Here is a 23,268-nt window from a genome sequence, read left to right on the forward strand (position 1 = left end):
AGGACGGTGAGGCTGCCGTCGTCGTTGCGGAGGTGGAACTGGCCGGTGGAGGGGCGGAAGACGCCGACGTTTCCGGCGGGGCCGCCGTCCCAGTTTCCGGCGATGGGGAGGTCTCCTGCTTGGCCCCAGTTGAGGACGGTGAGGCTGCCGTCGTCCATGCGGAGGTGGAACTGGCCGGTGGAGGGGCGGAAGACGCCGATGTTGTCGGGGCCAGTGCCGTCGAAGTTGGCGGAGACGGGGATGTCTCCTGCTTGGCCCCAGTTGAGGACGGTGAGGCTGCCGTCGTCGTTGCGGAGGTGGAACTGGCCGGTGGAGGGGCGGAAGACGCCGACGTTCCCGGCGGGGCCGCCGTCCCAGTTCCCGGCCACCGGCTGGTCACCAGTGGTGGTCACGTCGTCGACGATGCTGTTGTTGCGGACCGGCTTGAAGGTGCCGTAACCCGAGAAGTACGGGTAGGGGATCGTCCGGTGGTGCACGCCGGAACCGGTGAACTCGTATGCGTCGTACGAAGAGTGCGAGGAGTCCGTCCAGCCGGCGAAGATGGCGATGTGCCCCGAGGCCCCAGCCGCGTCATTGAGCAGGGCGTCGCCGGGCTTCAGTTCCTCCTTGCTGATCCAGGACGCGACACCGCTCGGAACGAAGCTGGTGGTGTCCAGTCCGGGAGTGCCGAGGTGCCAGGCCATCGAGGCGTAGCCGGAACAGTCCGTGCGGTAGCCCTGGTAGGTCCTGTCCCAGCTGTACGTGAGGCCGAGGCCGACCCACGAGGCAGCGCGGCTGATCACCTCGCTCCGGCTGATCTGCGTGCCCGCGGCCAGCAGGGAGGGCATGACGGACTGACCCTGGCCGGCGCCGCCCTTGTCCTTGGTCGCGACAGCGGCTGCGGACGGTGGCGCGGCGGGGTCGGCGGCGAAGGCCGGAGCGGCAGTGAGGATACCGGCGACGAGGCCTGCGGCGGCAGTGACGGCCAAGGCCCGGGAGAAGACGTGCGTCGACATGAAAGGTCCCCCCTTGGGACGGCGGATGGGTGAATGCGCAAGACCCGCCTGTTCGGCGGGCTGTCCGTGACCCCGGTCCGGCGTCGTGCACGCGAAGTCGACTGCCGGATATGACGGTTGGTCACGCGGACCGAATCATTCACTCCACGCACAAGGGGAGTCAATGTTTAGTGAAAATGATCAAGAAGTTGCGTGGCTTGATTCAGCGCCGCTCAACTGACTGATTCTGGCGATTTATCCTCACAAAATCGCAGCAGCCGCAGCTGGCCCGTGGGCCGGTCGCGGCTGCCTTATGGCTGATTTTTTTCAGTTTGCAGTCAGCCTGGAGTCAGTGGACGCAGAACTCGTTGCCCTCCGGGTCCCGCATGACGGTCCACTCGCCGCCGGGCTCCTTGACCTCCCGGAGCACGGTGGCGCCGAGGGCTTCGAGGCGGGTCACGGTGGCCGCGCGCTCGCCCGGGCCGGGGTGGACGTCCAGGTGGAGGCGGTTCTTGCCGTGCTTGGCCTCCGGGGCGGCCTGGAAGAGGACGCGGCGCCCGAGGCCGGTGTCCGAGGCCGGGTCGTACGGGTCCTCGGGGTGGCGGACGGCGGCGAGGGTGCGCCAGGCGGGGCGGCCGCCCAGCTCGGTGAGGTCCTGCGGGGTGATCGCGCCGGCGCCGAGCAGGCGGGTGATCAGGGTGCCGTGGTCCTCGACGGTGTAGTCGAGGGCGGCGCCCCAGAAGGCGGCCTGGCGGTGCGGGTCGGCGCAGTCGATGACGAGCTTCCAGTGCAGCGGCATGTAACCGTTTATATCGGTTACGAAGGGGCCGGGCAATCGCCAAGGGGTGGGGGACGTCGCGGGAGGGCGTCGCCGAAGGTGTCAAAAAGGCGACCGTGTAGGGCAGTTGGTGGTGGGCATACTGCCTGGACGGAGACGAGGAGGGGGCTCGACCGATGGTGCAACAGGATCCGCCCGGGGGAGTCGAGGCACGGCTGCTGCCGGAGTTGTTCTGGCGGGCGGACAAGGCCTCGCTGGACGGCCAGCGCGAGACGCTGCGCTGGCACCGCGGACTGATCGCGATGCTGGTGATCGCCGCGCTGATCGGGTCGCTCCCGGGCCCGGACCACAAGGGCGACAGCGATATCAAGCCACTGTTCTCGGTGGCCGCCTTCCTGGTCGCCGGCTACTTCTGGTCCCGGCTGCGCCGCAGCAACCCGCAGGGCCGCTGGTACGAGGCGCGGGCGGCGGCCGAGTCGGTCAAGACGCTGGCCTGGAAGTACAGCGTCCGGGCGCGTCCGTTCGGCGGCGAGGCCGAGTCGGCGGACGCCGACCGCGGCTACCTGCTCCAGGTCGAGGACGTGCTGCGGGCCTTCGAGGACCCGGAGATCGTGCCGCCCGGCGCCGTCCCGGAGATCACCGAGGAGATGCGGCGCGCCCGGGCCGACAGCCTGACCGCCCGGCGCACCCTCTACCTGCGCACCCGGGTGGAGGGCCAGCGCACCTGGTACCGCTCGCGGGCGGAGTCCTGCGAGTCCCAGGCGGTCTCCTGGGGGCTCGGCATCGCGGCGCTGATCATCATCGGCGCGGCGGCGGCGATCGCCCAGGCCACCGGCGCCCTGGAGGTGCACGTCTTCGGCGCCAGCTCGGCCGCGGCCGCCGCGATCATCGCCTGGACGCAGCTCAAGCAGCTGCGCCCGCTGGCCGCCGCCTACCAGCTGGCCGCGCGCGAGCTGGAGAACGTCGGCAACCAGCTCTCCGACCTCGACCTCAAGACGCCGGACGCCGAGGAGCGCTGGGCGCGGCTGGCCGCCGAGGCGGAGGACGCGGTCTCCCGCGAGCACACCACCTGGCGGGCCCGCCGGGCGTTCCCGCGCTAGGGGCACCCGAGTGCCTCCCGGCCGGGCCCGTGGAGTCCTCCCGGCCGGGTCCGCCAGTCCAACTCCGGGAAGAGACTGGGGAGATCCGGCGAAGCACGGGCCACACCGGCGCCACAGGTGTGCGGGATGCGTGAGGGTAGAGCGCCGAGGTACGGAACGTGACCGTTACGTGTCCATGCCCTGGTTTCATCGCCTCCGCGCACCCGAAGTACCTGCCCGGAGGTCCCCTTGCGCATTCTCCTGATCGCGACCGCGTTCAACAGCCTGACCCAGCGCGTCCACACCGAGCTGCGCGAGCGCGGCCACCAGGTGGCCGTCCAGCTCGCGCTCGGCGACGAGCAGATGCGGGCCGCGGTGGCCCGGGTCGACCCCGAGCTGATCCTCTGCCCGATGCTCACCAAGGCCGTCCCGGCGGACATCTGGTCCACCCGGACGGTCCTGATCGTGCACCCGGGCCCGAAGGGCGACCGCGGCCCCTCCTCGCTCGACTGGGCGATCACCGAGGGCGCGCCGCGCTGGGGCGTCACCGTGCTGCAGGCCGTCGAGGAGATGGACGCGGGCGACATCTGGGCGTCCGTCGACTTCCCCGTCCCCGACTGCGGCAAGAGCGAGCTGTACCGGGGCGAGGTCGCCGACGCCGCCGTCGAGGCCGTCCTGCTGGCCGTCCAGCGCTACGAGGGCGGGCTGTTCACCCCCGAGCCGCTGGACTACGCCCGCCCGGACGTGCACGGCGAGCTGCGGCCCTTCCTGCGCCAGGAGGCCCGCCGGATCGACTGGGAGCAGGACGACACCGCCACCGTGCTGCGCAAGCTGCGCGCTGCGGACTCCCAGCCCGGTGTCCTGGACGAGCTGTACGGGCGGGAGTTCTTCCTGCACGGCGGCCACCCCGAGGACGAGTTGCGCGGCCCCCGGCCCGGCGCCGTCATCGCCACCCGCGACGGCGCGATCTGCCGGGCCACCGTGGACGGCGCGGTCTGGATCCCGCAGCTGCGCCCGCGCCGCACCCCCGGCGGGCCGGTCACCTTCAAGCTGCCGGCCGCGACGGTGCTCGCCGACGAGCTGCACCGGGTCCGCGAGGTGCCGGTGACCCCGGCCGAGGCCGCCCGCCGGGACACCTGGTCGGAGCTGCGCTACCGCGAGGACGGCGACGTCGGCTACCTCGAATTCGCCTACGCGGGCGGGGCGATGAGCACCGATCAGTGCCGCCGGCTGCTCGCCGCCTACCGGATGGCCGCCGGCCGGCCCACCTCGGTGCTGGTGCTCGGCGCGCCCCGGGACTTCTACTCCAACGGGATCCACCTCAACGTCATCGAGGGCGCGGCCTTCCCGGCGCTGGAGTCCTGGGAGAACATCAACGCGATGGACGACCTGGTCGAGGCGATCCTGACCACCGGCGACAAGCTGACCGTCGCCGCGCTGGCCGGGAACGCGGCGGCCGGCGGCCTGATGCTGGCGCTCGCCGCCGACGAGGTGTGGTGCCGGGAGTCGGCGGTGCTCAACCCGCACTACCGGCTGATGGGCCTGTACGGCTCCGAGTACTGGACGTACACCCTGCCCGCCCGGGTCGGTGCGGAGCAGGCCGAGCGGCTCACCACCGAGGCGCTGCCGGTCGGGGCCGAACACGCCCGCCGGATCGGCCTGGTGGACCGTACGACCGGCGGGGACGCCGCCGAATTCCGCCGCTGGGTGGCCCGCGAGGCCGCCCGGCTGGCCGACTCGCCGGAGCTCACCGGGCGGCTGATGGACAAGAAGCGCCGCCGCGCCGAGGACGAGGAGGCCAAGCCGCTGGCCGAGTACCGGGCGGAGGAGCTGCGCCGGATGCACGCCAACTTCTACCGGGCGGGCGAGCCGTACCACGGGCTGCGGCGGGACTTCGTGCGCAAGGTCTGCCCGGTGGCCACGCCGGAGCACCTGACCGGGCTGCTCGGGCAGCCGGAATAACCCGCAGCGAAAAGGACGTCCGGCCGGGGTGGTGGGACCCGGCCGGACGTCCTTCTCGCTGCCCGGATGTCAGCGCCGGGTCCTCGCCTCGCTCATCGGTCGGCGCTGCGGGGGGACGCGGGGCGTCCGCGGCGGCAGCGGGGCCGCCGGGCCGGCCAGCAGCGGCTGGGTGGAGGACTTGCTCGGCGAGACGGCGAAGGCCAGCGCGCCGAAGAAGACGTAGCAGCCGAGCCCGACCCCGAGCGGGAAGATGAACTCCAGCGCCATCACGCCGTCTTGGGTGGAGTGCGAGGTGTCCAGCTGGACCGACAGCGCCGCCATGCCGGTGTAGTGCATCGCGCAGACGGCCACGCCCATCACCGGCGCCGCCGCCAGCACGGCCAGCGTGCCCCGGATGTTCAGTGCGGCCCAGAGCGCGGCGGTGGCCGCGAACACCGCGATGCCGATGGACAACCCCACCGTGACGTGGTCGTAGCCGAGGTGGCCGGGCAGGACCATCGCGGCCATGCCCAGGTAGTGCATCGCGGCGACCCCCAGCCCGGTGGTCAGCCCGCCGATCAGCAGGGACAGGACGGGACGGCTGCGCCAGTACCCGACGGTGAACAGCCCGACGCCGACGACGGCGACGGCGACCAGCAGGCTGAGCACGGTCAGCCCCGGCTGGTAGGTGATCTCGACGCCGCTGACCGAGAAGCCGAGCATCGCGATGAAGTGCATGGACCAGATCCCGGCCCCGAGCGAGGTCGAGGCGAAGAGCAGCCAGACGGCCCGGGTGCGGCCCTGTGAGACGAGTGCCCAGCGGGCGCTGCGCAGGGCGACGAAGGCACCGAGGCAGGCGACGAAGTACGAGACCGCCGGTGTCACCCAGCCGTGGTCGGCATGGTGGATCTCACCCAAGAGAGCTCCCTGGACGGATGAGGGGGATGAGGGCGCCAGAGCTCGGGCGGAGGACGGTGGCCGGGAACGGACGGCTGGTGGAACGCGCGCACAGGCGGGCGCGGAGGGGCTCCGCCGAGGGAGACCTGGCGTGGTGGTGCCCCTGACAACCGGGACAGTAGCCATTACCCGGCGGTCGCACAATGTTCGCGGTTTTCGTGAAATGCCAGGTCACCTGGACCTTTACGAGGTCTTCATGATCTTGCCACCAAGCCCTGACACGGTCCGTGCGCGCTTTTCGGCCCGCTTTGTCCGTTACTCCAACGGGGCTAGCCCGAACGGGTGGCCGGCCGGGTCGATCAGCACCTTGAGCGTGCGGCCGTGCTGGTAGCTGGGCTCGGTCGCGCCCAGCGCGAGGGCCTTGGCGGTCGCCTCGTCCAGGTCGTCGACGTAGAAGTCGAGGTGGAAGTGCTTGCTGCCGTCCGGCTCGGTCCACGGCTCGGGCCGGTAGCCCGTCACTCGTCCGAAGCCCAGCGGGCTGCCGCCCTCCGGGTTGTCCAGGATCGCGAAGTGCTCGTCCACGTGCCGGGTCTCCCAGCCCAGGAGCTCGCCGTAGAAGGAGGCCAGCGCGACCGGGTCGGCGCAGTCGATGGTGACCATGGCGAGCCGGGCGAAGCCGGTGTCGTCCTGCCCCTGCGGCCCGGACCGCCCGGACCGCCCGGACGTGGCGGACTGCTCGTACGGCGCGGGCGGCGCGTACGGGACGTACGGCCCGGCTTGCTCGGCGGCGAGATCGGACATGGCTGGTCGGGCCTTCCTGGAGTCGGGAGTGGTGACCCATGACCAATATGGCACCGGGTCGATCTTCCGGCACGGCGGGAACCCGTTTTTCCTTAGAGAGAGTAATGACGTAAGCTAAAGAGATGCCCGAGATGTCCGAGCAGGACCTCGCAGCGATCTCACAGCTGCGGTCGTCCACGATGCGCCTCTCCCGACGACTCAAACACCAGCGGGTGGAGGAGTCGCTGAGTCCCACCGAGATAGGGGTGCTGGGCACCCTCGCCCGGTGCGGGAAGGCGACACCGGGTGAGCTCGCCCGGAAGGAGCACGTGCAGCCTCCTTCGATGACCAGGATCGTCGCGATGCTGGAGGAGAAGGGGCTGGTGCGGCGCGAGCCGCACCCCGAGGACCGCCGCCAGGTGGTCGTCAGCAGCACCGAGCAGGCCGAGGCGATCCTCGCGGAGAGCCGTCGGCGCCGAAACGTCTGGCTCGCCGAGCTCGCCCAAGGGCTCGACGACGAGGAGTGGGCCGTCCTCCGGGAGGCCGCGCCCGTGCTCTACAAGCTCGCACACCTCTAGGCACACCGAACCCGGCCGGCCGGGCCGGGAAGGACCCCGCGGGAGAAGGGACGCCGCATCACCGCAGGACCGACCACCGACACCAGGAGCGCGACGGCCACCGCCAGGGCCGTCGCGCCGCGAGGGGAGACCACAGTGACACCGCCGGTCGCAGCCAGCGCCGCCGCCATCCGTACCGACGACCCGACCACCGACCCCGCCGCGGACAGTGCCGCGGCCGCCGACGCCCAGGCCCCCGCCCCCAGCGGGCTGCCCGGCAGCGGCGACGACGACCCCGACGAACGCACCGCGGCGGACCCCGCCGCTCAGAGCCGAACCCGATCGGCAGCATCTCCGACCAGAGCCCGCTTCACGAGGCCCGGGGGGATGTTCTCCTCCCTACGCGTTCGCAACTACCGCTACTACTTCGCCGGCCAGGTGGTGTCCAACACCGGCACCTGGATGCAGCGGATCGCCCAGGACTGGCTGGTGCTGAGCCTCACCGGCAGCCCGCTCGCGGTCGGCATCACCACCGCCATGCAGTTCCTGCCGATGCTGCTGCTCGGCCTGTTCGGAGGCGTGCTCGCCGACCGGATGCCCAAGCGCCGGCTGCTGATCTACACCCAGGGCGCGATGGGCCTGCTCGCCGCGGGCCTGGCCGTGCTGACCGTCAGCGGCATCGTGACGCCGTACTACGTGTACGCCTTCGCGCTGCTGCTCGGCCTGGTCACCGTGGTGGACAACCCGACCCGGCAGGCCTTCGTCTCCGAGATGGTCGGGCCCAAGGACCTCGCCAACGCCGTCAGCCTGAACGCCGCGAACTTCCAGACCGCCCGCCTGGTCGGCCCGGCCGTCGCGGGTCTGCTGATCGCCGCGGTCGGCAGCGGCTGGGCGTTCGCCGTCAACGCGCTGTCCTTCGCCGCCGTGATCGGCGGGCTGCTCGCGATGCGGGAGAGCGAGCTGCGCCCGACCGAGCCGATCGCCCGCGAGAAGGGCCAGCTGCGCGAGGGCCTGCGCTACGTGAAGGAGCGGCCCGAGCTGCTCTGGCCGATGGTGCTGGCCGGGTTCATCGGCACCTTCGGCTTCAACTTCCCGACACTGCTGTCCGGTTTCGCGTACGACACCTTCAAGGTGGGCGCCGGGCAGTACGGTCTGCTGAACACCGCGATGGCGGTCGGCTCGCTGGCCGGTGCGCTGCTCGCCGCCCGTCGGGGCGCGCCGCGGCTGCGTCGACTGGTCGGCGCAGCGCTGGCCTTCGGCGCCCTGGAGGTGGTCGCGGCCTTCGCGCCCGACTACTGGACCTTCGCGCTGCTGCTGATGCTGATCGGGGTGTTCGGGCTGAGCTTCAACACCTCGGTCAACTCCTCGCTGCAGCTGGCCACCGACCCCGAGATGCGCGGTCGGGTGATGGGCCTGTTGGTGCTGGTCTTCACCGGCGGCACGCCGATCGGCGCCCCGATCGTCGGCTGGGTCACCGCTTCGTACGGGCCCCGGCTCGGCCTGCTGGCCTGCGGCGTGGTGTCCGCGCTGGCGGCCGCCGCCGTCGGCCTGGTGCTGGCCCGCAGCGCGGACCTGCGGGTGCGCTTCGACCTGCACCCGGGCCGTGGCGGCCGGGTGGTGGCCGTCGTGCCGCGGACCCGCACGGCGAGCAAGTCGGAGCTGGCTCCGGCCTGCTGACGTATCGTCAGAGATTAGGTCGCCAGGATCCCCGGGGCTTGTCCTCCCGGGGGTCCTGCCGTGCGTCAGAGACGGATGGCCAGCACCTGGCCCGGCCAGATGCCGGTCGGCTGCTCGACCTCGAAGGCCTCGGTCTCGGTGAAGCCGAGCGCCCGGTACTGGGCGACCAGCCTGCGGTCCGCGCCGCCGTAGCAGTCCACCCGCAGCAGGCCGATGCCGCGTCGGCGGGTCTCCTCGATCGCGTCGGCGATCAGCGCGGCGCCGATGCCGGAGCCCTTGCGGCTGCGGTCGGTGACCAGGTTGCGGACGTACAGCTCGCGCTCGTCCACGGCGGGGATCCACCGGCCGCGCTCCTCGGAGAGTACGCAGCAGCCGACCGTGCGGCCGTCGTCGTCCACGGCGAGGCGGATCAGGAAGGGCTCGGCGGCGTACGAGGAGACCTGGTCGACCCGGGCCCGGTTGGTGCTGAACGGCTGGTCGCCCCACTGGCCGGTGCGGCCCTGGCCGGCCAGCCAGGACACGGCGCCGTCGAGCAGGGACAGGATGTCGGGGATGTCCGCGGGACCCCCGTTGCGGATCTTCATGGACGACCGTTCTACTCCAAACGGCCGATCGAGGGAAGATTGGCCCATGAGGTTGTTCGTGGCGGTCCTCCCGCCGGTCACGGCGCTGCAGGGGCTCGCCGACGCCGTCGCCCCGGTGCGCGGGCTGCCCGGGGCGGACCGGCTGCGCTGGACCACCGCCGAGGGCTGGCACCTCACCCTGGCCTTCCTCGGCCAGGTGCCGGCCGAGCGGCTGCCCGAGCTGGAGACCGGCCTGGCCGCCGTCGCAGAGGTGCACCCGGTGCACCGGCTGCGGATCGCGGGCGCCGGCCGGTTCGGCGACCGGGTGCTCTGGGCCGGGGTGGAGGGCCAGACCTGGGCGCTGCGCCGGCTCGCGGAGGCGGTCGCCGAGGCCACCGCCGAGGCGACCGGGGACACTGACGCCTTCGCCTTCCACCCGCACCTCACGCTGGCCCGGGCCGGCTCCCACCGCGGCCAGCGGCGGGCCGTCCAGCGGGTCGCCGCGGCCGAGCTGGACGCCTTGGCGGCGGCGCTGGCGGAGTACCGGGGGCCGGAGTGGGAGGCCGCCGAGCTGCACCTGATGGAGAGCCGCCAGGACGGGGGCGCCACCCACTACGCGTCGCTGCGCTCCTGGGCGCTGGCCGACTGGAGCTGAGGGCTCGGGTCGGCTCGGGTGTGAGCCGGAGGTACGCTCGTTGACCGTGGATCCCAAGACTCGTATGCGCATCGTCTCCGGCACCCTGGTGCTGCTGCTGGTCATCGTGCTGATCAGCTCACTCGTCAACCGGTAGGCCGGAGCCGACCCGGACAGGCCGGGGCCGACCGGTGAACCGGAGCCGACCGGTGGACCGGACAAGCGCGAAGGGCCACCGCCCGCAGGCGGTGGCCCTCAGCCGTGTCTCGGGGACGCGGCGGTCAGAGCTGCTCGACCACGTAGTCGATGCACTGGGTGAGCGCCTCGACGTCCGCCGGGTCGATCGCCGGGAACATCGCGATGCGCAGCTGGTTGCGGCCCAGCTTGCGGTACGGCTCGGTGTCCACGATGCCGTTGGCACGCAGTGCCTTGGCGACCGCGGCGGCGTCCACCGACTCGTCGAAGTCGATGGTGCCGACCACCTGGGAGCGCTCGGCCGGGTTCGCCACGAACGGGTTGGCGAAGGAGGACTTCTCGGCCCAGGCGTACAGTCGGGACGAGGAATCAGCCGTACGGGCGACGGCCCAGTCCAGCCCGCCGTTGCCGTTCAGCCACTCCAGCTGGTCGGCCAGCAGGAACAGGGTGGCGATCGACGGGGTGTTGTACGTCTGGTCCTTCGACGAGTTGTCGATGGCCGTCGGCAGCGAGAAGAACGGCGGGATGTAGCGGCCGGAGCCGGCGATCTCGGCGGCGCGCTCCAGGGCCGCCGGGGAGAAGGTGGCCAGCCACAGGCCGCCCTCGGAGGCGAAGGACTTCTGCGGGGCGAAGTAGTAGACGTCGGTCTCGGTGATGTCCACCGGCAGGCCGCCGGCGCCCGAGGTGGCGTCCACCAGGACCAGCGAGCCCTCGTCCGCGCCCACCGGGCGCTCGATCGGCATCGCGACGCCGGTCGAGGTCTCGTTGTGGGTGAGGCCGTAGACGTCCACGCCCGCCTCGGCGACCGGCAGCGGGTGGGTGCCCGGGGCGGTCTTGATCACGGTCGGCTCGGCCAGCCACGGCGCGGCCTTGACCGAGGAGGCGAACTTCGAGGAGAACTCGCCGAAGTCCAGATGCTGGGACTTCTCCCGCACCAGGCCGAAGGCGGCGATGTCCCAGAAGGCCGTGGAGCCGCCGTTGCCGAGGACGACCTGGTAGTCCTCCGGCAGCGAGAAGAGGCTGCTCACGCCCTCGCGCACGCGCTTGACCAGGTTCTTGACCGGGGCCTGGCGGTGCGAGGTGCCGAGCAGGGAGGTCTGGGTGGCGGCGAGGGCACTCAGTGCCTCGGGGCGCACCTTGGACGGTCCGCAGCCGAAACGGCCGTCTGCGGGCTTGATGTCAGCGGGGATCTGGATCTGAGCCACGCGCGCAGCCTACCGGCCGGGGGCTCGCCCGGGGTACGGTCGTCCGCCCGCTGAGACTGTGATCTTCACTGCCCGCCGGACGTCGACAGCGGGCCCGGCCGAGGCCGGACCCGCTGGTCAGAGGTGGTGCGCGGGAACGCGCTCAGCGCGCTCAGCGGGCGATGGCGTCCCAGCCCTCGACCTGCTCGGGGCGGCGCGGGCCGGGGCCCACGTAACGCGCGGACGGGCGCACGAGGCGACCGGTGCGCTTCTGCTCCAGGATGTGCGCCGACCAGCCCGCCGTGCGCGCGCAGGTGAACATCGAGGTGAACATGTGCGCCGGGACCTCGGCGAAGTCCAGCATGATGGCGGCCCAGAACTCGACGTTGGTGGCCAGCACGCGGTCCGGGCGGCGGTTGTGCAGCTCCTCCAGCGCGGCCTTCTCCAGCGCCTCGGCGACCTCGAAGCGCGGCGCGCCGAGCTCCTTGGCGGTGCGGCGCAGCACGCGGGCGCGCGGGTCCTCGGCGCGGTAGACGCGGTGGCCGAAGCCCATCAGGCGCTCGCCCTTGTCCAGCGCGTCCTTGACCCACTTGACGGCGTCGCCGGTGCGCTCGATCTCCTCGATCATGCCCAGCACGCGGGACGGCGCGCCGCCGTGCAGCGGGCCGGACATCGCGCCGACCGCGCCGGAGAGCGCGGCCGCGACGTCGGCGCCGGTGGAGGCGATGACCCGGGCGGTGAAGGTGGAGGCGTTCATGCCGTGCTCGGCGGCCGAGGTCCAGTAGGCGTCGACGGCCTTGACGTGCTTCGGGTCCGGCTCGCCGCGCCAGCGGATCATGAACCGCTCGACGACCGTCTCGGCCTTGTCGATCTCGCTCTGCGGGACCATCGGCAGGCCCTGGCCGCGGGCGGACTGGGCGACGTAGGACAGCGCCATCACGGCGGCGCGGGCGAGGTCGTCACGGGCCTGCTCGGCGGAGATGTCGAGCAGCGGCTTGAGGCCCCAGACCGGGGCGAGCATGGCGAGCGCGGACTGGACGTCGACCCGGATGTCGCCCGAGTGCACGGGGATCGGGAAGGGCTCGGCGGCCGGCAGGCCGGGGTTGAACTTGCCGTCCACCAGCAGGCCCCACACGTGGCCGAAGGAGACGTGGCCGACCAGGTCGTCGATGTCGACACCGCGGTACCGCAGCGCGCCGCCTTCACGGTCGGGTTCGGCGATCTCGCTCTCGAACGCGACGACTCCCTCAAGCCCGGGTACGAAGTCGGACATACGACGGCTCCTTCAGTTCTGCGATCGGTGCTCCGCCGTGGTGGGGCGGCGCGCCAGTGACCGAATCGTGGTTGGCACTCGGTGCCAGAGTGACAGGCACGGGGTGCATTGCGCCATACACCACCATGGTGATGTTGCCCGTGGGCCCGGTTGACTTTTCCGCCGAGGGTCGGTCGTGCCCGGGGGAGACCCGGAACCAAACACCCGGTTCCGGACAATTCCCCGCACGGCGGGCGGCCAAGCGGTGGCGAGTCACCCTATCTCCGGCCGGGGTTTGTCCGGAGGTAGCGGTGCCGGTTGCTTGTCGTACGGGATGATGTTGGCGTGCAGACCCCGGAACGCGCCCAGTCGACGCCCCTGAGCCCCGCCAACCGGACCCTGGCCGATGAGCCCCGCCCCGGTCCGGACCTCACCGTGATGCGCAAGCACTACACCCACGAGGGCCTGGTCGAGGAGCAGCTCGCGCCCGAGCCGATCAGCCAGTTCACCCGCTGGTTCCTCGAGGCGGACGACGCCGGGGTGGTGGAGCCCAACGCCATGGTGCTCTCCACCGCCGACGCCGAGGGGCGGCCCAGCTCGCGCACCGTCCTGCTCAAGGGCTACGACGCGCGCGGCTTCGTCTTCTACACCAACTACGGCTCCCGCAAGGGCTCCGAGCTCGCCGCGAACCCGCACGGCGCGCTGCTCTTCCCGTGGATCGCGCTGGCCCGCCAGGTGATCGTCCAGGGCCGGGTCGAGAAGGTCGGCCGGGACGAGACCGCCGCCTACTTCCGCACCCGCCCGCACGGCTCCCAACTCGGCGCCTGGGCCAGCGAGCAGTCCAGCCCGGTCAGCGGCCGGGACGTCCTCGAACAGCGCTACGCCGAACTGGAACGCCGCTACCCCGAGGGCGAGGGCGTCCCCGTCCCGCCGTTCTGGGGCGGCTACCGGGTGATCCCTTCGATCGTCGAGTTCTGGCAGGGGCGCGAGAACCGCCTGCACGACCGCCTCCGCTACCTCTCCGACCCCTCCCGCCCGGCGGGGTGGCGGGTGGAGCGCCTCTGCCCGTGAGGGCGGGGGCCGGCTCCGGGCGGCGGCCACCCGCCTCGGCGCCCCACTCCGATTCCGGCCAACTCCCCGGTACGGTAGGCCGGTCGGCGGACCAGGGGGTGTTGTGGCCGGGGGTGCGGTGGAACCGTTCTTCTTCTTCAGCTACGCGCATCGGGACCACCTGGTCGGCGGTACCTTCGTGGACCAGTTCTTCAGCGACCTGAAGGACGAACTGGCCAGGATGGAACCGCAGGCCCGCCCCGACGGGCTCGGCTACCGGGACACCGAGCGGCTACGCCTGGGCGACGACTGGGAGCAGCAGCTCTCCGGGACGGTCGCCGGCTGCCGCACCCTGGTCGCGCTGTACTCCCCGGCGTACTTCGCCAGCCCGTACTGCGGCAAGGAGTGGACCGCCTTCCACGAACGGGTGCTTCGGCACCGTGAATTGACCGGCCGTACGGTGCCCGCGCTGATCCCGGTGCTCTGGGAACCGCTGCCCGAGGAGCTGCCGGCCGAGGTGCTGCGGATCCAGTACGTCCAGCACGACCTGGGCGAGGCCTACGCCGCCGGTGGGCTGCGGGCCCTGCTGCGCGCGGATCCGTACGGGCCGGACTACCTGCGGGTGGTCAAGGCGATCGCCGAGCGGGTGCGGGAGGCGGCCGGGCAGCACCTCAGCGAGCTGCCGTCCCTGGACCTGGGGGCGGTGGAGGGCTGCTTCCCGGTGTCCGCCACGGAGCTGCCGCCGGCCCGCCCGGGCCTGGTCCGGCTGTTCGTGGCGGCAAGGCGGGGCGGGCGTGATGACGGCCGGTCAGGACCGGTCGAAGGAGGCGGCTGGTACGGGGCGCAGCCCTGGGACTGGGCGCCGTACCACCCGCCGACCGTGCCCTCGCTGGTGGCCCGGGCCCAGCAGGTGATCACCCGGGCCGGGCACATCACGACCCTGGACGAGGTCGGCCCGGGACTCGCCCGGGACCTCGACCGGGCCCGGGAGAACAACCAGGTCAGCGTGTTGCTGGTGGACCCGTGGTCGGCCGGGCGGGAGCCGTACCGGCAGGCGCTGCGCGAGTACGACGACCAGAACCACCCGGTCACCGGCGTTCTGGTGCCCACCGGCACCGACGACCCGCCCGAGGGGCCTGCCCGCGCGCAGTTGTGGGGCGGGGTGCGCGCGGTGTTCCCGCGCAACTGGTTGCACCGTTCCGGGCCGGAACCTCTCTTCCGGGTGAGGGTGTCCCGGGAACGCTTCGAGAGCGAGCTCCTGCGATCCGTGACGGTCGCCCAGAACCGGCTGCTGGACGAGGCGGACGAGGGCGAGGACGGTGATCCGTACGCCGTCCGGGCCTCGTTCGGACTCGAACCGGGGGCGCCGACGATGCCCGGGCTGACCATCCCGGCCGGGCGACCGGAGCCGCGGCCACTGCCGCCCCGGCCCAGCGCTCCACCGAGACCCGTCGTCAACCCGCCGAGGTCCGCCGCCGACCCGCTGTCCGCCACCGACCCGCCGAGCCGAGGAGAGCCGCAGCCATGACCGCCGACCAGGCCCTTCCGACGGCCGTGGAGGCCGCCGCGGCCCCACCCGCGACCGGCTCGATCGTGACCTTCTACTCCTTCAAGGGCGGCACCGGCCGGACCATGGCGCTGGCCAACCTCGGCTGGATCCTGGCCAGCCAGGGCCTGCGCGTCCTGGTGGTGGACTGGGACCTCGAAGCCCCCGGCCTGCACCGCTACTACCACCCGCTGCTGATCGACCCCGAACTGCGCGGGACCCCCGGCCTGATCGACCTGCTGCGCGGCTACGTCGACCAGGCTCTGCCGCGCCCCGCCGACGCACCGGCCCTCGGACCGCGTGAGTGGCTCAGCGCACCCGGCCGGCTCGACGAGCACCTGTGCGGCCTCGCCCTCGACCTGCCGGCCGGCGGCCGCCTCGACCTGATGCCGGCCGGGCGGCAGGACGGCGCCTACTCGGCGGCCGTCACCAGCTTCAACTGGCGCAGCTTCTACACCCGCAGCGACATCCGCGGGTCCGAGTTCCTGGCGGCCCTGCGCGAGCAGTGGACCAGTTCGTACGACTATGTGCTGATCGACAGCAGGACCGGGGTCAGCGACACCTCGGGCATCTGCACCGTGGTGCTGCCCGACACCGTGGTCGACTGCTTCACCCTCAGCGCCCAGAGCATCCGGGGCGGCGTCGACGCGGCGCACGCCATCGCCGAGGCGGACATCCGCGACATCCGGGTGCTCCCGGTGCCGATGCGGGTGGAGGAGACCGAGCGGGCCGGGCTCGCGGCCGGACGCGACTTCGTCCGGGAGGCCTTCGCGCCCTACCTGGACCGCTGGCTCGGCAGCGAGCGCACGGACGCCTACTGGCGCGACGTGGAGGTGCCCTACAAGCCCTTCTACGCCTACGAGGAGGTGCCGGCCACCGTCGCCGACCGGCCCCGGCAGCACCGCAGCCTGCTCGGCGCGTACGAGCGGCTGGCGGACTGGCTCACCGACGGCCGGGTGCGTGAGCTGCGGCCCGTCCCGGACCGGGTCCGCCGCCGGCTCTACGCGGCCTACCTGCGGCCCGGACGGTCCAGGTCCCGCCGGGTGTACCTGAGTTACGCCCCCGGGGACCGGATGTGGGCGGAGTGGGCCGCCGCGGCGCTGACCGGGTTCGGCTACCTGGCCACGCTCCACAGCGCGGCCGTCCCGCCGGACGCCTCCGGCGAACTGCCGGAGGCCGACCGGCCGCTGGACGGGGACGGGCGGATGCTGGCTCTGCTGTCACCCGAGTACCTGGCCCTGCCGCGGGCGGGCGAGCTGTGGCGCCGGTTCGGTGACGGGGAGGAGGGCGCGCTGGCGGCGGTGTCGGTGGCCGCCGAACCGCTGCCGGAACCCTTCGACGGGCGGGCGGTGGTCGAACTGGCCGACTGCGTGGCCGAATCGGCGGAGTCCCGGCTGTTCGAGCTGCTCGGACCGCCGCCCGGCGTCGGCCGCTGGGTCGAGTCCGAGGAGGAGCCCGCACCGCCCGCCCGCTTCCCCGGCGGCCGTCCGGCGGTGCACTCGCTGCCGCCGCGCGACCCCGCGTTCACCGGCCGCGGCAGCCTGCTCGAACGGCTGCGCGACCGCTTCACCGGGCGGCCCGCCGCCGTACCGGTGCAGGTGCTGTACGGCATGGGCGGGGTCGGCAAGTCGCAGACCGCCGCCGAGTACGCGCACCGCTTCGCGGCCGGGTACGACGTCGCCTGGTGGATCCGGGCCGAGGAGCCCACCGACGTCCCGCGGCAGCTCGCCGAACTCGCCGCCACCCTCGGGCTGCCCGCCGACGAGAACGTCCAGCGGGCCGCCCGCGAGCTGCTGGTCCACCTGGACCAGGGGCGGCCGTACGGACGCTGGCTGCTGGTCTTCGACAACGCCGAGGACCCGGATCGGCTCGCGTCGTGGCTACCCGCGGGGACCGTGGACGGGCACGTGCTGGTGACCTCGCGCAACCGGCGCTGGGCCCGGCACTCCGGCCGCACCGAGGTCGACGTGTTCGACCGGGTGGAGAGTGTGCGGCTGCTGCGGCGGTTCAACCCCGCGATCCGGCCGGAGGAGGCGGAGCCGATCGCCGACCGGCTGGGCGACCTGCCGCTCGCCGTCGACCAGGCCGCGCGCTGGCTCCAGGAGACCCCGATTCCGGCCGCCACCTACCTGCAACTGCTGGACGGGGCGCTCACCGAGGTGCTCGACCGACCCGTCCCGGGCGACGGCCCGGCCGCCATCGCCGCCACCGCCCGGATCGCCGGTGCCGACCTGCGCCGGATCAACGCCCCGGCGATGCGGCTGCTGGAGCTCTGCGGCTTCCTCGGACCGGATGCCATCCCGATCGAGCTGTTCTACAGCGAACCGGCCGTCGGGGCGATCCGGCCCCCGCGGGGCGAGGACGAACGGCTGGCGATCGGTGAGATCCTGCGCACCGTCCACCAGTACGGCCTGGTCCGCTACGACGCCGAGGGCGGCGGGACGCTCGCGGTGCACCGGATCGTCCAGGCACTGCTGCGCGACCAGGTGGCCGAGGCGGACCGGCCCACGATCCGGGCCGCCGTGCACGGAGCCCTGGCGCTGGTCGGCTCCGGAAACCCGGACAGGGCGGAGGACTGGCCCGGGTTCGCGGCGCTGCTGCCGCACCTGGAGCCGTCCGGGGCGGTGGAGAGCGCGGACCCGGAGGTGCGGCGGTGGATCACCGCCTCGGTGCGCTACCTGCGTCACCGGGGGCTGCTGGAGGAGGCCCGCGAGCTCGCCGGGCGGGCGCTGGCCGAGTGGGGCAGGGAGGAGCTGACGGCGCTGCTGCTGCGGGTCGAGCTCGGCAACGTGCTGCGGCTCCAAGGCGCGGCCCAGGAGGCGTACCGGATCGACCGGGAGGCGTGGGAGCGGCTCACCGAACTGCTCGGGCCCGACCACGTTCACACCCTCGCCGCGGCCGGCGGCCTCGGCGCCGATCTGCGCCAACTCGGCCGCTATACCGAGGCGCAGGCGCTCGACCGGCGGACGCTGGAGGCCGCCGAGCGGGTCCTCGGGCCGAACCATCCGCGCACCATGATGAGTCTCAACAACCTGGGCGTCTCCGACTTCGTGTCCGGCGACCTCGACCGCGCCCTCGAAGGCCACTCGACCGCCATGGCCCGGCAACGGGCGGCTTTCGGCGAGGACGACCTGTACCCCCTCCAGTCCGGGATCAACCGGGCCCGTGCCCTGCGCGAGGCCGGCCGGTACGAGGAGGCGCGGGCAGCGCTCTCGGACGCCGTCGAGCGCTTTCGAGCGCGCTACGGCGAGGACCACGACGACACCCTCAGGGCCCTGCGCCACCTCGGCGGCGCCCTGCTGAGGCTCGGCCGGTACGAGGAGGCGCGGTCCGCCGACGAGGAGGCGTACCGCCGACTGCTGGCCCGGCACGGCGCCGACCACCCGGCGACCGCGGCCGCCGCCGGCAACCTCGCCGCCGACCTCGCGGCGCTGGGCGACACCGGGCGGGCGGTCGAGCTGGCCCGGGCCGTGTTCGAATACCACCGAGACCACCTCGGCGAGGAGTACCCGACCACCCTGCTCGCCGCCGGGAACCTCGCGGTGCTGCTGCGGCGGGACGGCCGTACGGAGGAGGCCGTGGCGCTGTCCGGGCGGGTGCTGGAGGGGCTGCTGGAGCGGCTGGGGGAGTGGCACCGGTACGTCGGGGCGGCGCTGCTGAACCACGCCAACTCGCTGCTGGCCGCGGGTGATGCGGACGGCGCGCGGGAACTGGACGAGCGGGCCGCGGCGGTGCTGACGGACTCGCTGGGGCCGGACCACCCCGACACCCGGGCGGCGCTCGACAACCTGGCGCTGAGCCGGGCGGGCCGTGAAGCCGGCGTCTCCGGCACTGTCGGACGGGCGGACATCTTCGTGGAGGCGCCACCGGTGTGATCAGCGCCGACCTGAGCGCCCATGCGCCGGTCAGGTGCTTTCGCGCGACCGCCGAATGGATGAACTTTTGGCGAGAGTTCGCAGCATGGAGGGGATAACGGGCAGTTAGGACTGCGCAAGGGAGCATCGCGGCTGGCACGTGCGCAGTACCCTTGCGACCAAGCCGAGGTGTATACCCGGCGCTGCTTCTCTCTAACCCCCATCGTGGAAGAGAATCGAACATGACACCCGCACTGGACATCAAGCCCCGCACGGAACTGACGGAGTCGCAGGATCCTCAGGTCGAGGATCACCCGTCATTGGGCGATTTCGCCCAGATCGGCGCCGAAGAACTCTATGCGAGCATCCGGCGAGCCCTCCCTGACGCCGGGGTGCCGGTCGCGGCCTTCAACTCCTGCATCTGATCGGCCGCCGTCCGTCACCTGAGCTGAATCCCGATCGACCATGACGCCAACTCCCCGGCCCTTCAGCCTATTCGTGGTGAAGGTCCACAGCCGGTGTGATCTCGCCTGTGATCACTGCTACGTGTACGAGCACGCCGACACCAGTTGGCGGCGACGCCCCAAGGTCATCGGTGAAGAAGTCCTGAACACCATCGCCGAACGGATCGGCGAGCACGCGGCCGCCCACCGGCTGCCTGTTGTCCGGGTCGTCCTGCACGGGGGAGAACCCCTGCTAGCCGGCCCGGACCGTCTGCGCCACGCCGCCGAGGCGCTCCGGGCGGCGCTGCCGCCCGGCTGCGCGCTGGACCTGCGCATCCACACCAACGGCGTCCAACTCTCCGATGCCTACTGCGAACTCTTCGCCGAACTGGACGTGAAGGTCGGCATCTCCCTGGACGGCGACAAGGCCGCCAACGACCGCCACCGGCGTTTCGCCGACGGGCGCAGCAGCCACCCGATGGTGCTGCGGGCCGTCGAGCGGCTGCGCAGGCCTGAGTACCGGCACCTGTTCGCCGGGCTGCTGTGCACCATCGACGTCGAGAACGACCCGGTGGCCGTGTACCGGGCGCTGGCCGAACTCCGGCCCCCGGCCGTCGACTTCCTGCTCCCGCACGCCACCTGGGAGGAGCCGCCGAAGCGGGTCCCGGGCGGCGGCGAGACCCCGTACGCCGACTGGCTGCTCACCGTCCACAGGCTGTGGGAATCGGACCGGCGACCGTTCGCCGTGCGCACCTTCGAGTCCGTGCACCGGACTCGGCGCGGGCTCTCCAGCCTCACCGAGTCACTGGGCCTGGAGCCCTCGGACCTGGCGGTGCTGGAGACGGACGGGGCCTTCGAGCAGGTCGACAGCCTGAAGACCGCGTACGACGGCGCGCCCGCCACCGGGATGAACGTCTTCGAGCACAGTCTCGACGACCTCGCCCTCCACCCCGGCATCGCCGCCCGCCAATCCGGTCTGGCCGGGCTGAGCGCCGACTGCCGTGCCTGCCCCGTGGTCCGTTCGTGCGGTGGCGGCCTGTACGCCCACCGGTACCGGGCGGACACCGGCTTCGACAATCCTTCTGTCTACTGCGGTGATCTCTTGACGCTCATCAACGGCATTGCGGGGACGGGCGGTTCTCCGTCCGTCCCGGCACAGGGGAGTGAGCCGGTGCTGCCGGCCGCTCCCACCCCCGAGCAACTGGACGAACTGGCCCGGGGGTACGGGGGTGCGGACACCGTCGCTGCCCTCGGCCGCTCGCAGCTGACGCTGGTCCGGGCGATGCTGGCGGCCGCCTGGGACGCCTCCGGGCAGGGGCGATCCGAGGCGTGGGGGCTGCTGTCGGAGCTGGATGCCGCGAAGGATCCGGCCGTGGACGCGGTGCTGGCGCATCCGTACACGCGGGCCTGGGCGGCGCGGAGCCTCGGCGGTGACCTGTCGGTCGGGCTCGGGGAGTTGGCGGCGTTGGCGGCCGCGGCGGCGGTGCGGGCCGGGCGGGGGGACGCGGTCGCGGTGCCGGTGCGGGGCGGGTGGCTGCACCTGCCGACGCTGGGGCGGATCGCCGTACCGGACGGGGAGGCGGTGGTCACCGGTCTCGCGGACGGGTTCGAGGTGCGGGCCTCGGACGGGTCGGTGTTCACCTCGTACGACCAGCCGCTGCGGCGGGTCCGGCTGGCGGGCGGGTGGACGGTTGTGCTGGAGGATGTCGACCCGTTGCGGGACAGCCACGGCCACGCGGTGGCTGGGCGGCTCCCGGACGGCGAACTGCTCGGCTGGACAGGCGCGTTGCGGGAGGCCTGGGAGCTGCTCGGGCGGGATCTGCCCGGGTACGCGGAGGGCATCCGGGCCGGGCTGCGGACGGTGACCCCGCTGCGGCCGGGGCCGGCTGGTCGGGATGTGAGCTCGGCGGCCCGGCAGGCGTACGGTGCGGTGGGCATCGCGCGGCCCTCGACGGCGCCGACGCTGGCGCTGCTGCTCGCGCACGAGTTCCAGCACGTGAAGCTGGGTGCGGTGCTCGACCTGTTCGACCTCTACGACCGGGCCGACGACCGGCTGTACTTCGCGCCTTGGCGGCCCGATCCGCGTCCATTGGAGGGGCTGCTCCAGGGCACGTACGCGCACCTGGCGGTGACCGAGTACTGGGGCACGCGTACGGCCGCGTACGACGGGCTGCCGGGCGAGGCCGCCGACCGGGCGCGGGCGCAGTTCGCGCTCTGGCGGCGGTACACGGCGGAGGCGGTCGAGCGCTTGGCCGAGTCGGGGGCGCTGACCGCGCTCGGTCGGCGTTTCGCGGACGGGATGCGGGAAAGCGTCTCCCCGTGGCTCGCGGTGCCGCTGCCTGCCTCGGCCGAGCGGGATGCCGAGCGGGCGCGGCAGGAGCGCAGCCAACTCCGCCTCGCCGAGGCCTGATTCGAAGGAGTCGCCGTGCTGTCCGTTGCCGCTCTCACTGCCGCATTCACCGAACTGGGTGTCCGTCCCGGCATGGTGCTGCACGTCCAGGCCTCGCTACGGACGCTCGGGCCGGTCGAGGGCGGGGCAGGCGGTGTGGTCGACGCCCTGTCCGAAGCCCTCGGCCCCGACGGCACGTTGGTGGCCTTCACCGCCACGCCCGAGAACTCCTCCACCTCGCGGATCCACCAGTGCGCCGTTGCCGGGCTCTCCGCGGCGGAAGTGGCCGAGTACCAGGCCCGGATGCCGCGCTTCGATCCGGCCACCACCCCGGCCTCCCCGACCGTGGGCGCGCTGTCCGAGGAGATCCGCACCCGGCCCGGCGCCCTCCGCAGCAGCCACCCGCAGACCTCCTGGGCGGCCCTGGGCCCGTCAGCGGCGGAGATCACCGCTCACCATCCGCTCACCTCCCACCTGGGCCCGGATTCGCCCCTCGGCCGCCTCTACGACCTCGACGCCCGGGTGCTGCAGCTCGGCGTCGGGATGGCCCGCTTCACCGCCTTCCACCTCGCCGACCTGCGCCAGCCCGGTGTGCAGGTCCGCGAGTACCGCTGCGTCGCCCCCGACGGCTGGACCACCTTCCAGGCCCCCGACCTGGATGATCTGCACTTCGCCGACCTCGGCGCCCGCGTCCTCGCGGCCGCCACCGGCGTCACCACCGCCCGCATCGGTACCGCCGACTGCCGTCTCATGCCGGTGCGGGAGGCCGTCGACCTCGCCGACCGGTTCCTCCGCACCACCCCCGCCGCCACCTGATCCCGCCGTTCCTCGCCCCGCCCCCGCCTGGCCGTCCGTGGCTGTGGGCCGGCCATGCCGCACGCGGCGACGGTCCGGGATCGGACCGCTGAGCGCCGCGTGACGTAAACGAGCCCCCGCTGGCCTTCACCGGGCGGGGGCGGAGCCAGGGGCAGTCAGCGGTCGAGGTCGATCGTGAAGCGCCTCGTGCCCGGAGCGATCGTGTCGGCGTGGATCTGGCCACGAGCCCGGTCGAACTTCCCGGTGCCGCCGGTGATCCCGTTGTCGAACGAAGGGGGAGGGCCCGGGTTGAGGAAGCCGAAGACCATCCCCTGCACGGAGAGCTGGCCGCCCGGGAGGTTGTAGGTCACGACGCACTCCTCCGCTCCGCCGTTGTCGACCCGGGTGGTGGTGCAGGTGCCGCCGGTGTCGCCGATCTGCTTGCCGTCCTCGTCGAAGAGGATCGAGCGGAAGACGGCCCGATCGCCCTGGGCGGGGGCGCCGCCGGGGTTGACGGGGAAGTGGGTCTCCTCGGCGAGCCGGCCGATGATCGTGAAGACCCGGTCTCTGCCCTCGGCGTGGGCGGAATCGGTGTCCGTCGCGGCGGCGGCCGCCACGGGGGCACAGGCGAGAAGGGCGGCCATCGCAGTGGCCGTGCCGAGACAGGCTGCTCTGACGGG

The 23,268-nt window shown here is 72.8% G+C and carries 19 protein-coding genes; 11 read left to right on the forward strand and 8 right to left on the reverse strand.

What is annotated here, in order from left to right; all coding sequences use genetic code 11:
• Both ACZ3UD_RS08350 and ACZ3UD_RS08355 read right to left on the reverse strand, forming a co-directional pair.
• The coding region (locus ACZ3UD_RS08350) for an NlpC/P60 family protein (protein WP_465583828.1) at positions 1-995 on the reverse strand (995 nt) is incomplete at its 3' end.
• 328 nt (positions 996-1,323) lie between these two features.
• Positions 1,324-1,773, reverse strand: a complete 450-nt coding sequence (locus tag ACZ3UD_RS08355; protein WP_465583831.1) for a VOC family protein — start codon at positions 1,771-1,773, stop codon at positions 1,324-1,326.
• 155 nt (positions 1,774-1,928) lie between these two features.
• Here ACZ3UD_RS08355 and ACZ3UD_RS08360 point away from each other — a divergent pair, with 155 nt between their 5' ends.
• On the forward strand, positions 1,929-2,852 hold the full coding sequence (locus tag ACZ3UD_RS08360) for a DUF4231 domain-containing protein (protein WP_465583834.1): 924 nt from the start codon (positions 1,929-1,931) through the stop codon (positions 2,850-2,852).
• Between the two features lie 228 nt (positions 2,853-3,080).
• Positions 3,081-4,793, forward strand: a complete 1,713-nt coding sequence (locus ACZ3UD_RS08365; RefSeq protein ID WP_465583837.1) for a hydrogenase maturation protein — start codon at positions 3,081-3,083, stop codon at positions 4,791-4,793.
• Between the two features lie 69 nt (positions 4,794-4,862).
• Here ACZ3UD_RS08365 and ACZ3UD_RS08370 read toward each other — a convergent pair whose 3' ends face one another.
• Positions 4,863-5,690 (reverse strand): MHYT domain-containing protein, encoded by an 828-nt coding sequence (locus ACZ3UD_RS08370; RefSeq protein ID WP_465583840.1) that lies wholly within the window; start codon positions 5,688-5,690, stop codon positions 4,863-4,865.
• Between the two features lie 294 nt (positions 5,691-5,984).
• On the reverse strand, positions 5,985-6,470 hold the full coding sequence (locus ACZ3UD_RS08375) for a VOC family protein (RefSeq protein ID WP_465583843.1): 486 nt from the start codon (positions 6,468-6,470) through the stop codon (positions 5,985-5,987).
• Positions 6,471-6,592: 122 nt separating this feature from the next.
• Between ACZ3UD_RS08375 and ACZ3UD_RS08380 the strand changes: the two genes are divergently transcribed.
• Together ACZ3UD_RS08380 and ACZ3UD_RS08385 are read left to right on the forward strand one after the other, a co-directional pair.
• A complete protein-coding gene (locus tag ACZ3UD_RS08380) occupies positions 6,593-7,027 on the forward strand; it encodes a MarR family winged helix-turn-helix transcriptional regulator (RefSeq protein WP_387617793.1) in 435 nt (144 codons plus the stop codon).
• 366 nt (positions 7,028-7,393) lie between these two features.
• A complete protein-coding gene (locus ACZ3UD_RS08385) occupies positions 7,394-8,683 on the forward strand; it encodes an MFS transporter (RefSeq protein ID WP_465584333.1) in 1,290 nt (429 codons plus the stop codon).
• A gap of 65 nt (positions 8,684-8,748) precedes the next feature.
• Here ACZ3UD_RS08385 and ACZ3UD_RS08390 read toward each other — a convergent pair whose 3' ends face one another.
• On the reverse strand, positions 8,749-9,267 hold the full coding sequence (locus ACZ3UD_RS08390; RefSeq protein WP_465583847.1) for a GNAT family N-acetyltransferase: 519 nt from the start codon (positions 9,265-9,267) through the stop codon (positions 8,749-8,751).
• 46 nt (positions 9,268-9,313) lie between these two features.
• Between ACZ3UD_RS08390 and thpR the strand changes: the two genes are divergently transcribed.
• Positions 9,314-9,901 carry an RNA 2',3'-cyclic phosphodiesterase gene (thpR, locus tag ACZ3UD_RS08395; RefSeq protein WP_465583850.1) on the forward strand — a complete coding sequence of 196 codons (588 nt, stop codon included), beginning with the start codon at positions 9,314-9,316 and terminating at the stop codon, positions 9,899-9,901.
• Between the two features lie 260 nt (positions 9,902-10,161).
• Here thpR and serC read toward each other — a convergent pair whose 3' ends face one another.
• Positions 10,162-11,280, reverse strand: coding sequence for a phosphoserine transaminase (gene serC, locus ACZ3UD_RS08400; RefSeq protein ID WP_465583853.1), 1,119 nt, complete (start codon positions 11,278-11,280; stop codon positions 10,162-10,164).
• Positions 11,281-11,431: 151 nt separating this feature from the next.
• On the reverse strand, positions 11,432-12,532 hold the full coding sequence (locus ACZ3UD_RS08405) for a citrate synthase 2 (RefSeq protein ID WP_465583855.1): 1,101 nt from the start codon (positions 12,530-12,532) through the stop codon (positions 11,432-11,434).
• 417 nt (positions 12,533-12,949) lie between these two features.
• Between ACZ3UD_RS08405 and pdxH the strand changes: the two genes are divergently transcribed.
• From pdxH to ACZ3UD_RS08435, 6 genes are all read left to right on the forward strand, one after another.
• Positions 12,950-13,582, forward strand: coding sequence for a pyridoxamine 5'-phosphate oxidase (pdxH, locus tag ACZ3UD_RS08410; protein WP_465584336.1), 633 nt, complete (start codon positions 12,950-12,952; stop codon positions 13,580-13,582).
• Between the two features lie 118 nt (positions 13,583-13,700).
• Positions 13,701-15,089 carry a TIR-like protein FxsC gene (locus tag ACZ3UD_RS08415; RefSeq protein ID WP_465583858.1) on the forward strand — a complete coding sequence of 463 codons (1,389 nt, stop codon included), beginning with the start codon at positions 13,701-13,703 and terminating at the stop codon, positions 15,087-15,089.
• On the forward strand, positions 15,086-18,982 hold the full coding sequence (fxsT, locus tag ACZ3UD_RS08420; RefSeq protein WP_465583861.1) for an FxSxx-COOH system tetratricopeptide repeat protein: 3,897 nt from the start codon (positions 15,086-15,088) through the stop codon (positions 18,980-18,982). The genes ACZ3UD_RS08415 and fxsT overlap by 4 nt, the downstream gene beginning before the upstream one ends.
• A gap of 221 nt (positions 18,983-19,203) precedes the next feature.
• On the forward strand, positions 19,204-19,386 hold the full coding sequence (locus ACZ3UD_RS08425; RefSeq protein ID WP_465583864.1) for a hypothetical protein: 183 nt from the start codon (positions 19,204-19,206) through the stop codon (positions 19,384-19,386).
• 76 nt (positions 19,387-19,462) lie between these two features.
• Positions 19,463-21,814: an FxsB family cyclophane-forming radical SAM/SPASM peptide maturase gene (locus ACZ3UD_RS08430; protein WP_465583867.1), complete on the forward strand. Its 2,352-nt coding sequence runs from the start codon at positions 19,463-19,465 to the stop codon at positions 21,812-21,814.
• A gap of 15 nt (positions 21,815-21,829) precedes the next feature.
• Positions 21,830-22,609 carry an AAC(3) family N-acetyltransferase gene (locus tag ACZ3UD_RS08435; RefSeq protein ID WP_465583870.1) on the forward strand — a complete coding sequence of 260 codons (780 nt, stop codon included), beginning with the start codon at positions 21,830-21,832 and terminating at the stop codon, positions 22,607-22,609.
• Positions 22,610-22,764: 155 nt separating this feature from the next.
• Here ACZ3UD_RS08435 and ACZ3UD_RS08440 read toward each other — a convergent pair whose 3' ends face one another.
• Positions 22,765-23,232, reverse strand: coding sequence for an allene oxide cyclase barrel-like domain-containing protein (locus ACZ3UD_RS08440; RefSeq protein WP_465583873.1), 468 nt, complete (start codon positions 23,230-23,232; stop codon positions 22,765-22,767).
• Positions 23,233-23,268 lie beyond the last annotated feature (36 nt).

The sequence above is a fragment of the Kitasatospora sp. NPDC023118 genome, assembly GCF_055560875.1.